Below are 10,495 nucleotides of genomic sequence, written 5' to 3'. Positions count from 1 at the left end.
CGCCCGCGTCCACGGCGCCGACTTCGTCACCCAGGCCGCCGGCCTCGGCGCGGTCGCCGTGCTGACCGACCCGTCCGGCGCCGAGCGCGTCGCCGCGGCCGGACTGCCGGCGCTGGTGGTCGAGGACCCGCGCGCGAGGATGGGCGAGCTGGCGGCCACCATCTACGGCCGTCCGGGCCGCGACCTGCTCCAGCTCGGCATCACCGGCACCTCCGGCAAGACCACCACCGCCTACCTCGTCGAGGGCGGCCTGAGGACCGCGCACCGCACGGGACTGATCGGCACCGTCGAGATGCGCATCGGCGACGAGCGCATCAAGTCCGAGCGGACCACGCCCGAGGCCACCGACCTCCAGGCCCTGTTCGCCGTCATGCGCGAGCGGGGCACCGACGCGGTCGCCATGGAGGTCTCCAGCCACGCCCTGGTCCTCGGCCGGGTCGACGGCTGCGTCTTCGACATCGCCGTCTTCACCAACCTCAGCCCGGAACACATGGAGTTCCACTCCGACATGGAGGACTACTTCCGGGCCAAGGCGCAGCTGTTCACGCCGGAGCGCAGCCGGCTCGGCGTGGTCAACGTGGACGACGAGTACGGCCGCAGGCTCGCCAAGGAGGCCGGAGTCCCGGTCGTCACCTACTCCGCCGAGGGCCACCCCGACGCCGACTGGCGCGCCGAGGACGTCGAGGTCGGCCCGATGGACTCGACGTTCACCGTGGTCGGCCCCGAGGGCGAGCGGATCGGCGCCAGGTCGCCGCTGCCGGGGCCCTTCAACGTGGCCAACACCCTCGCCGCGATCGTCGCCCTCGCCGCCGCCGGACTCGACCCGCAGGCCGCTGCCGACGGCGTCGCCGCCGTACCGGGCGTGCCGGGCCGGCTGGAGCGCGTGGACGCCGGACAGCCGTACCTCGCGGTGGTGGACTACGCCCACAAGACCGACGCCGTGGAATCGGTGCTGCGTGCCCTGCGCAAGGTCACCGAGGGCCGGGTGCACGTCGTGCTGGGGTGCGGCGGCGACCGCGACCGGACCAAGCGGATGCCCATGGGCGCCGCCGCCGCGCGGCTCGCCGACACCGCCGTACTGACCTCCGACAACCCCCGCTCCGAGGACCCCCTCGCGATCCTCGCCACCATGCTCCACGGCGCCGCCTCCGTGCCCGCCCACGAGCGCGGCGAGGTGCAGGTCTTCGAGGACCGGGCCGCCGCGATCGCCGCCGCCGTCGCACGGGCCGAGCCCGGCGACACCGTGCTGGTGGCGGGCAAGGGCCACGAGCAGGGCCAGGACATCGCCGGGGTCGTCCGTCCCTTCGACGACCGCCAGGTGCTTCGGGAAGCCATCAAGAAAACCCAGGGATGAACTTGTGATCGCCCTCTCCCTCGCCGAGATCGCAGAAGTCGTCGGCGGGCAGACGCACGACATACCGGACCCGTCCGTCCGGGTCACCGGACCGGTCGTCCGGGACTCGCGGGAGGCGGGACCGGGCAGCCTGTTCGTCGCCTTCGCCGGCGAGCGCGTGGACGGCCACGACTTCGCGGCGCAGGTCGTCGAGGCGGGCGCGGCCGCCGTGCTCGCCTCCCGGCCGGTCGGGGTTCCCGCGATCGTCGTGGCGGACGTCCAGGCGGCCCTCGGCGCCCTGGCCCGGCACGTCGTCGGCCGGCTCGGCACCACCCTCGTCGCGCTCACCGGCTCGGCCGGCAAGACCAGCACCAAGGACCTCATCGCCCAGGTCCTGCGGCGCAAGGCGCCGACCGTCTTCACCCCCGGCTCGCTCAACAACGAGATCGGCCTGCCGCTCACCGCGCTCACCGCCACCGAGGAGACGAAGTTCCTCGTGCTGGAGATGGGAGCGCGCGGAATCGGCCACATCCGGTACCTCACCGGCCTGACGCCCCCGAAGGTCGGACTGGTCCTGAACGTCGGCTCCGCCCACATCGGCGAGTTCGGCGGCCGGGAGCAGATCGCCCAGGCCAAGGGCGAGTTGGTGGAGGCCCTGCCCCCGGCCGAGGAGGGCGGCGCCGCGATCCTCAACGCGGACGACCCCTTCGTACGGGCCATGGCGTCCCGTACGAAGGCGAAGGTGATCCTTTTCGGAGAGTCCGACGAAGCGGACGTCTCCGCCGAGAACGTGCGACTCACGGACAGCGGACAGCCTTCCTTCAGGCTTCACACACCCTCCGGTGCATCCGATGTGACCATGCGCCTGTACGGTGAGCATCACGTGTCGAACGCGCTCGCCGCGGCCGCCGTCGCCCACGAGTTGGGCATGTCCGCAGACGAGATCGCCACCGCGCTCTCCGAGGCGGGCTCCCTCTCCCGCTGGCGGATGGAGGTCACCGAGCGCCCGGACGGCGTGACGGTCGTCAACGACGCCTACAACGCGAACCCCGAGTCCATGAAGGCAGCGCTGCGCGCGCTGGCGGCCATGGGCAAGGGACGCCGTACGTGGGCGGTGCTCGGCAAGATGGCCGAGCTCGGGGACGAGGCGCTCGCCGAGCACGACGCGGTCGGACGGCTCGCCGTCCGGCTCAACGTCAGCAAGCTCGTCGCGGTCGGGGGCAGGGAAGCCGCCTGGCTGCAACTGGGCGCATATAACGAGGGTTCGTGGGGTGAGGAGTCGGTGCACGTGTCCGACGCACAGGCGGCTGTCGACCTGTTGCGCAGCGAATTGCGCCCGGGGGATGTCGTACTCGTGAAGGCGTCCCGTTCGGTCGGGCTCGAGAGCGTGGCGCAGGCGCTGCTCGAGACCGGTGCCGAGGGTGAGGTCTCCGCCCGATGATGAATCAGATCCTGTTCGCAGGAGTCATTGGCCTCTTCCTGACGCTGATCGGCACCCCGCTGCTGATCAAGCTGCTCGCGCGCAAGGGGTACGGGCAGTACATCCGCGACGACGGCCCGCGCGAGCACGCCAGCAAGCGCGGTACGCCGACCATGGGCGGCATCGCCTTCATCCTGGCGACGGTCGCCGCGTACTTCCTCAGCAAGGTGATCAGCGGCGAGCCGCCGAGGTACTCGGGCGTGCTGGTGCTGGGCCTGATGGTCGGCATGGGCCTGGTCGGCTTCCTGGACGACTACATCAAGATCGTCAAGCGGCGTTCGCTGGGTCTGCGGGCCAAGGCGAAGATGGCCGGCCAGCTCATCGTCGGTATCGCCTTCGCGGTGCTCTCGCTGCAGTTCGCGGACTCCCGCGGACAGACCCCGGCCTCCACGAAGCTGTCGTTCATCACGGACTTCGGCTGGACCATCGGCCCGGTGCTGTTCGTCGTCTGGGCGCTGTTCATGATCCTCGCGATGTCGAACGGCGTGAACCTGACCGACGGTCTGGACGGTCTCGCCACCGGCGCCTCCGTGCTCGTCTTCGGCGCCTACACCTTCATCGGCGTCTGGCAGTTCCAGGAGTCCTGCGCCAACGGCGAGACGCTGACCAACCCGGGCGCCTGCTACGAGGTGCGCGACCCGCTGGACCTCGCGGTCGTCGCCTCCGCGCTGATGGGTTCCTGCCTGGGCTTCCTGTGGTGGAACACCTCGCCGGCCAAGATCTTCATGGGCGACACCGGTTCGCTGGCGCTCGGCGGTGTGCTCGCGGGTCTCGCGATCTGCTCCCGCACCGAGCTGCTGCTGGCCATCCTGGGCGGTCTGTTCGTCCTCATCACCATGTCGGTGGTCATCCAGGTCGGCTCGTTCAAGCTCACCGGTAAGCGGGTCTTCCGGATGGCGCCGCTCCAGCATCACTTCGAACTCAAGGGTTGGTCCGAAGTCCTCGTGGTGGTCCGCTTCTGGATCATCCAGGGCATCTGTGTGATCGTCGGACTGGGCCTCTTCTACGCGGGATGGGCAGCGGACAAGTGACCGACTGGCAGGGGAAGAACGTCACCGTCGCCGGACTCGGCGTCTCCGGCGTCCCGGCGGCCAAGGTGCTGCACGGGCTCGGCGCGAAGGTCACCGTCGTCAACGACGGGGACGACCCGCGCGCGCGTGAGCAGGCCGCCGAACTGGAGGCGCTCGGCGTCACCGTGCGCCTCGGCGACGGGGCGACCCTGCCGGAGGGCACCGAGCTGATCGTCACGGCCCCCGGCTGGAAGCCGGACAAGCCGCTGTTCGCGGCGGCGGACGCGGCCGGGGTGCCGGTGTGGGGCGACGTCGAACTCGCCTGGCGGCTCAGGAAGCCCGGCGCGGCCCCCTGGCTCGCGGTCACCGGCACCAACGGCAAGACCACGACCGTCCAGATGCTCGCCTCCATCCTGAAGGCGGCGGGCCTGCGCACCGCCGCCGTCGGCAACATCGGCGTCTCCCTCCTGGACGCCGTGCTCGGCGAGGAGGAGTACGACGTGCTCGCCGTGGAGCTGTCCAGCTACCAGCTCCACTGGGCACCGTCCCTGCGCGCCCACTCGGCGGCCGTGCTCAACCTCGCCCCGGACCACCTCGACTGGCACGGCTCCATGGAGGCGTACGCCAGGGACAAGGGCCGCGTCTACGAGGGCAACCGCGTCGCCTGCGTCTACAACGTGGCCGACAAGGCCACCGAGGACCTGGTCCGTGAGGCCGACGTCGAGGAGGGCTGCCGCGCCGTCGGCTTCACCCTCGGTACGCCCGGCCCCTCCCAACTCGGCGTCGTGGAGGGCATCCTGGTCGACCGCGCCTTCGTCGAGAACCGGCAGCGGAACGCCCAGGAGCTCGCCGAGGTCTCCGACGTCACCCCGCCCGCCCCGCACAACATCGCCAACGCCCTTGCCGCCGCGGCCCTCGCGCGGGCCTACGGGGTGCCCGCGAGCGCCGTACGGGACGGCCTGCGGGCCTTCACCCCGGACGCCCACCGCATCGCGCACGTCGCCGACGTGGACGGGGTCGCGTACGTCGACGACTCCAAGGCCACCAACACGCATGCCGCGGAAGCCTCGTTGGCGGCCTACGAGTCGATCGTGTGGATCGCCGGCGGGCTCGCCAAGGGCGCCACCTTCGACGAACTGGTCGCCGGCGCGGCCAAGCGGCTGCGCGGTGCCGTGCTGATCGGCCGGGACCGCGCCCTGATCCGCGAAGCCCTCGCGCGACACGCCCCGGAAGTACCCGTCGTCGACCTCGACCGGACCGACACTGGGGCGATGCTCCGGGCCGTCCAGGAGGCGCGGCGGCTCGCCCGGCCCGGCGACACGGTGCTGCTGGCCCCGGCCTGCGCCTCGATGGACATGTTCACCAACTACAACAAGCGCGGTGACGCGTTCGCACAGGCGGTGCGCGAGCTCGGCGCCTGACCCCGGCCCGCCTGGCGCCGGGCGACCTTGGGAGGGACGCGTGGGACCGTCGACGGCGTACAGCGGAGGCCCGGATGACCGGTAGCCGTACCGGCCGCCCGCCCGTGCGGCGGACCGTGCGCGGACCCGCCGTACCCGGGCCCCCGCGCGAGAACCCCGTCCGCACCCTGGTCACCCGGGCGCGCAGGGCCTGGGACCGGCCGCTGACCGCGTACTACCTGATCCTCGGCGGCAGTGCGCTGATCACCGTGCTGGGCCTGGTGATGGTCTACTCGGCCTCCCAGATCACGGCGCTGCAGATGTCACTGCCGGGCTCGTACTTCTTCCGCAAGCAGCTGCTGGCCGCCGGGATCGGCTGCGTACTGCTGCTGGCGGCCTCCAGGATGCCGGTGAAGCTCCACCGCGCCCTGGCCTACCCGATCCTCGCGGGCGCCGTCGTCCTGATGGCCCTGGTGCAGGTGCCGGGGGTGGGGGTCGCGGTCAACGGCAACCAGAACTGGATCGCCCTCGGCGGCTCCTTCCAGCTCCAGCCCAGCGAGTTCGGCAAGCTCGCGCTGGTGCTGTGGGGCGCCGATCTGCTCGCCCGCAAGCAGGACAAGCGGCTGCTGTCCCAGTGGAAGCACATGCTGGTGCCGCTCGTCCCGGCCGCCTTCATGCTGCTCGGGCTGATCATGCTCGGCGGCGACATGGGTACGGCGATCATCCTGACGGCGATCCTTTTCGGCCTGTTGTGGCTGGCGGGGGCGCCGACCCGGCTGTTCGTCGGCGTGCTGTCGGTCGCCGCGCTGCTCGGCGCGATCCTCATCCGCACCAGCCCCAACCGCATGGCCCGGCTCACCTGCCTCGGTGCCACCGAGCCCCAGACGGGGCCGGTCGACTGCTGGCAGGCGGTGCACGGGATCTACGCCCTCGCCTCCGGCGGAATTTTCGGTTCCGGACTCGGTGCGAGCGTGGAGAAATGGGGCCAACTACCCGAAGCGCACACGGACTTCATCTTCGCCATCACCGGTGAGGAACTGGGCCTGGCGGGGACACTGTCGGTACTCGCCCTGTTCGCGGCTCTAGGCTATGCGGGTATCCGCGTGGCCGGACGCACGGAGGACCCCTTCGTCAGGTATGCCGCGGGAGGCGTGACCACCTGGATCACGGCCCAGGCCGTGATCAACATCGGTGCGGTGCTCGGTCTGCTGCCGATCGCCGGAGTCCCGCTCCCGCTGTTCTCCTACGGGGGATCCGCCCTGCTGCCGACCATGTTCGCCATCGGGCTGCTGATCGCCTTCGCGCGTGAGGACCCCGCTGCACGGATGGCGCTTGCCATGCGGCAACCCCGCTTTGGTAAAAAGCGGAACGGGGGTTCACAGCGGCCCCGCAGATGGAACACGATGCGACGGCGTGCCCCGGTGGCGCGTTCGTCCGGAGAGCGGTGAATTTCGGTGCATGTCGTACTCGCCGGCGGAGGAACCGCGGGCCACATCGAGCCCGCGCTCGCCCTCGCGGACGCCCTGCGCAGGCAGGATCCGACCGTGGGCATCACGGCCCTGGGCACGGAGCGAGGCCTGGAGACCCGTCTCGTACCCGAGCGCGGGTACGAACTGGCGCTGATCCCCGCCGTACCGCTGCCGCGCAAGCCCACCCCCGAACTGATCACCGTTCCGGGCCGGCTGCGCGGCACCATCAAGGCGGCCGAGCAGGTCCTGGAACGCACCAAGGCGGACGCCGTGGTCGGCTTCGGCGGCTACGTCGCCCTGCCCGGCTACCTCGCGGCCAAGCGGCTCGGCGTGCCGATCGTGATCCACGAGGCCAACGCCCGGCCCGGACTGGCCAACAAGATCGGCTCCCGGTACGCCGCCCAGGTCGCCGTCTCCACGCCCGACAGCAAGCTGCGCAACTCCCGGTACATCGGCATCCCGCTGCGCCGCTCCATCTCCACCCTGGACCGGGCCGCCGTGCGCCCCGAGGCCCGCGCCGCGTTCGGCCTGGACCCCAACCTGCCCACGCTGCTGGTCTCCGGCGGCTCGCAGGGCGCCCGCCGGCTCAACGAGGTGGTCCAGCAGGTCGCTCCGTGGCTGCAGCAGGCCGGGATCCAGATCCTGCACGCGGTCGGCCCGAAGAACGAACTGCCGCAGGTGCACCAGATGCCGGGCATGCCCCCCTACATCCCGGTAAGTTACCTGGACCGGATGGACCTCGCGTACGCCGCGGCCGACATGATGCTCTGCCGCGCGGGCGCGATGACCGTCGCCGAGCTCTCCGCCGTCGGGCTCCCGGCCGCCTACGTCCCGCTGCCCATCGGCAACGGCGAACAGCGGCTCAACGCCCAGCCGGTGGTCAAGGCCGGTGGCGGACTGCTGGTCGACGACGCGGAGCTGACGCCCGACTGGGTGCAGCAGAACGTCCTGCCCGTGCTCGCCGACCCGCACCGGCTGTACGAGATGTCCCGCGCCGCCGCCGAGTTCGGCCGCCGGGACGCCGACGACCTGCTCGTCGGCATGGTGTACGAGGCGATCGCCGCCCGTGCGCACCGCTAGAGGCGTATGACGGAGGACAGGCAACATGGCCGGATCGACCACCGCCGAGCGTGGTGAACGCAAGCGGGAGTCGTCCGGCCCGCCGCCGTCCGTCCGGAGGTTCGGACGACGACAGGTTCGTCGGATCATCGTCCTGGCCGTCGTCCTGGTGTTCCTCGGCAGCGGGGCGTTCTGGCTGCTGTACGGGTCGGACCTGGTGCGGGTGGAGCGCGTGTCGGTGTCGGGGACCCGGGTCCTGACGCCCGCGGAGGTGCGCGAGGCCGCCGACGTCCCCCTCGGGGAACAACTGGTCTCCGTCGACACCGACGCGATCGAGGCGCGGCTTTCCGAGGCGTTGCCCCGGATCGACACGGTTGACGTGGTCCGTTCCTGGCCGAGCGGGATCACGCTGAAAGTGACGGAACGCACCGCTGTCCTTCTCGTCCACAAAGGTGGGAAATTCATCGAAGTGGACGAGGAAGGTGTCCGGTTCGCCACGGTTTCCAAGGCTCCCGAAGGCGTGCCCGAGCTGAAACTGGCCGTCTCCAGGAGCGGTTCCGCGGCGGCGAGCCTGCGCCGCTTCGACGAGGACCGGCTGACCCGGGAGGCGGTGCGGGTGGCCGGTGCGATCCCGCCTTCCGTGGCGCACGCCACCCGCGTCGTCAAGGTCCGTTCCTACGACGACATCTCGCTGGAACTGACGGACGGCCGTACGGTCGACTGGGGAAGCGGTGAGAAGGGTGCCGAGAAGGGCCGTATTCTCACCGCACTGATGAAAGCGGAGCCCGGTGCGCGGCACTTCGACGTCAGCGTGCCCACGGCCCCCGCGTCAGCGGGGAGTTGACGCACATCAGCGCAGGCCAGCACCCTGGTTGGGCAGCGCTACGGCTGATCACATAGGGTGAAAAGAAAAACGGGAGGTTCGGCGTGTTCGTTGAACGGGCGCCGCTTGTCGACTTAGTGTCCTGTTCAGAAGACTCCAGGGAACGGACACACTGGTAACCCTAAACTTCAACGTTAGGGTTCGGGTCGGCGCTACGGACCGTCCCATTCGGCATCAGTCGTCGGGTCGCGGGGCAGCAGTGCTTCAGCGGTCGGGCGACACGTAACTCGAGGCGAGAGGCCTTCGACGTGGCAGCACCGCAGAACTACCTCGCAGTCATCAAAGTCATCGGTGTCGGCGGCGGTGGTGTCAATGCCATCAACCGGATGATCGAGGTCGGTCTCAAGGGCGTCGAGTTCATCGCCATCAACACCGACGCGCAAGCCCTGTTGATGAGCGATGCCGACGTCAAGCTCGACGTCGGCCGTGAACTCACCCGCGGACTCGGCGCCGGAGCCAACCCGGCCGTCGGCCGCAAGGCCGCGGAAGACCACCGCGAGGAGATCGAGGAGGTCCTCAAGGGGGCCGACATGGTCTTCGTGACGGCCGGCGAGGGCGGCGGCACCGGCACCGGCGGCGCGCCCGTCGTGGCCAACATCGCCCGCTCGCTCGGCGCCCTCACCATCGGCGTGGTCACGCGCCCGTTCACCTTCGAGGGGCGGCGTCGCGCGAACCAGGCCGAGGACGGCATCGCCGAGCTCCGCGAAGAGGTCGACACCCTCATCGTGATCCCGAACGACCGGCTGCTGTCCATCTCGGACCGTCAGGTGTCGGTTCTCGACGCCTTCAAGTCGGCGGACCAGGTGCTGCTCTCCGGTGTCCAGGGCATCACCGACCTCATCACCACGCCCGGCCTGATCAACCTGGACTTCGCGGACGTCAAGTCGGTCATGTCCGAGGCCGGTTCGGCCCTCATGGGCATCGGCTCGGCCCGCGGCGACGACCGCGCGGTGGCCGCCGCCGAGATGGCCATCTCCTCGCCGCTGCTCGAAGCCTCCATCGACGGCGCCCGCGGCGTGCTGCTCTCCATCTCCGGCGGCTCCGACCTCGGCCTGTTCGAGATCAACGAGGCCGCCCAGCTGGTCAGCGAGGCCGCCCACCCCGAGGCCAACATCATCTTCGGCGCGGTGATCGACGACGCCCTCGGCGACGAGGTCCGGGTCACCGTGATCGCGGCCGGCTTCGACGGCGGCCAGCCGCCCGCCAAGCGGGACAACGTCCTCGGTTCGTCCTCGGCCAAGCGCGAGGAGCCCGCCCCGGCGCGGCAGCCGGAGAGCCGCCCGTCCTTCGGTTCGCTCGGCAGCGTCACGCCGAAGGAGGACCCGGAGCCGCCGGCGCCGGAGCCGGTGCGCGACATCCCGGCCGTCCAGCCGCCGGTCCCGCCGTCGCGGACCTACGACAGCCCGGTCGAGGAACTGGACGTACCGGACTTCCTGAAGTGATAGGACGGCGCGAGAGCGTGAGCGGCGCGCACTTCGCCTTCACCGACCGGTGGGGCGGGGTGAGCGCCGCTCCGTATGAGGAGCTCAACCTCGGCGGGGCGGTCGGCGACGACCCCGGCGCCGTGCGCGTCAACCGCGAACTGGCCGCCAAGTCGCTCGGCGTGGACCCGGCCCGGGTGGTCTGGATGAACCAGGTGCACGGGGCCGACGTGGCCGTGGTCGACGAACCCTGGGGCGAGCGCCCGGTCCCCGAGGTCGACGCGATCGTCACCGCGCGGCGCGGACTGGCCCTCGCGGTGCTCACCGCCGACTGCGTGCCGGTACTGCTGGCCGACCCGGTCGCCGGCGTCGTCGCCGCGGCCCACGCGGGCCGGCCCGGCATGACCGCCGGGGTCGTCCCCGCCGCCGTACGGGCCATG

9 protein-coding genes are annotated in these 10,495 nt (G+C 71.1%); all 9 read left to right on the top strand.

Annotated elements, in window-relative coordinates:
- A partial coding sequence (locus B7767_RS12115; protein WP_085572207.1) for a UDP-N-acetylmuramoyl-L-alanyl-D-glutamate--2,6-diaminopimelate ligase occupies positions 1-1,354 on the top strand: 1,354 nt, incomplete at its 5' end.
- 4 nt (positions 1,355-1,358) lie between these two features.
- Complete coding sequence (gene murF / locus B7767_RS12110; RefSeq protein WP_085572206.1) at positions 1,359-2,774, top strand: UDP-N-acetylmuramoyl-tripeptide--D-alanyl-D-alanine ligase; 1,416 nt, start codon at positions 1,359-1,361, stop codon at positions 2,772-2,774.
- A complete protein-coding gene (gene mraY, locus B7767_RS12105) occupies positions 2,771-3,844 on the top strand; it encodes a phospho-N-acetylmuramoyl-pentapeptide-transferase (protein WP_030820598.1) in 1,074 nt (357 codons plus the stop codon). The genes murF and mraY overlap by 4 nt, the downstream gene beginning before the upstream one ends.
- Positions 3,826-5,244 carry a UDP-N-acetylmuramoyl-L-alanine--D-glutamate ligase gene (gene murD / locus B7767_RS12100; protein ID WP_085572205.1) on the top strand — a complete coding sequence of 473 codons (1,419 nt, stop codon included), beginning with the start codon at positions 3,826-3,828 and terminating at the stop codon, positions 5,242-5,244. Before mraY ends, murD begins: the two co-directional genes overlap by 19 nt.
- Positions 5,245-5,318: 74 nt before the next feature.
- Positions 5,319-6,671 (top strand): putative lipid II flippase FtsW, encoded by a 1,353-nt coding sequence (gene ftsW / locus B7767_RS12095; protein WP_085572204.1) that lies wholly within the window; start codon positions 5,319-5,321, stop codon positions 6,669-6,671.
- A 6-nt stretch (positions 6,672-6,677) separates the two neighbouring features.
- Positions 6,678-7,772: an undecaprenyldiphospho-muramoylpentapeptide beta-N-acetylglucosaminyltransferase gene (murG, locus tag B7767_RS12090; protein ID WP_085572203.1), complete on the top strand. Its 1,095-nt coding sequence runs from the start codon at positions 6,678-6,680 to the stop codon at positions 7,770-7,772.
- A 25-nt stretch (positions 7,773-7,797) separates the two neighbouring features.
- A complete protein-coding gene (locus B7767_RS12085; protein ID WP_085572202.1) occupies positions 7,798-8,595 on the top strand; it encodes a cell division protein FtsQ/DivIB in 798 nt (265 codons plus the stop codon).
- A 287-nt stretch (positions 8,596-8,882) separates the two neighbouring features.
- Positions 8,883-10,076 carry a cell division protein FtsZ gene (ftsZ, locus tag B7767_RS12080; protein WP_030858954.1) on the top strand — a complete coding sequence of 398 codons (1,194 nt, stop codon included), beginning with the start codon at positions 8,883-8,885 and terminating at the stop codon, positions 10,074-10,076.
- A partial coding sequence (locus tag B7767_RS12075; protein ID WP_143652375.1) for a polyphenol oxidase family protein occupies positions 10,073-10,495 on the top strand: 423 nt, incomplete at its 3' end. The genes ftsZ and B7767_RS12075, both read left to right, overlap by 4 nt.

It is taken from the genome of Streptomyces sp. 13-12-16 (assembly GCF_002114215.1).
Classification (GTDB): domain Bacteria; phylum Actinomycetota; class Actinomycetes; order Streptomycetales; family Streptomycetaceae; genus Streptomyces.
Note: the sequence above shows the minus strand (reverse complement) of the source record. Positions and strands in the feature narration are given on the sequence as shown.

What these genes read in the sequence shown, in the direction of transcription:
- mraY (WP_030820598.1), top strand. Translation starts at nt 2,771, where the DNA reads ATGATGAATCAGATCCTGTTCGCAGGAGTCATTGGCCTCTTCCTGACG.
- murD (WP_085572205.1), top strand. Translation starts at nt 3,826, where the DNA reads ATGGGCAGCGGACAAGTGACCGACTGGCAGGGGAAGAACGTCACCGTC.
- ftsW (WP_085572204.1), top strand. Translation starts at nt 5,319, where the DNA reads ATGACCGGTAGCCGTACCGGCCGCCCGCCCGTGCGGCGGACCGTGCGC.
- B7767_RS12085 (WP_085572202.1), top strand. Translation starts at nt 7,798, where the DNA reads ATGGCCGGATCGACCACCGCCGAGCGTGGTGAACGCAAGCGGGAGTCG.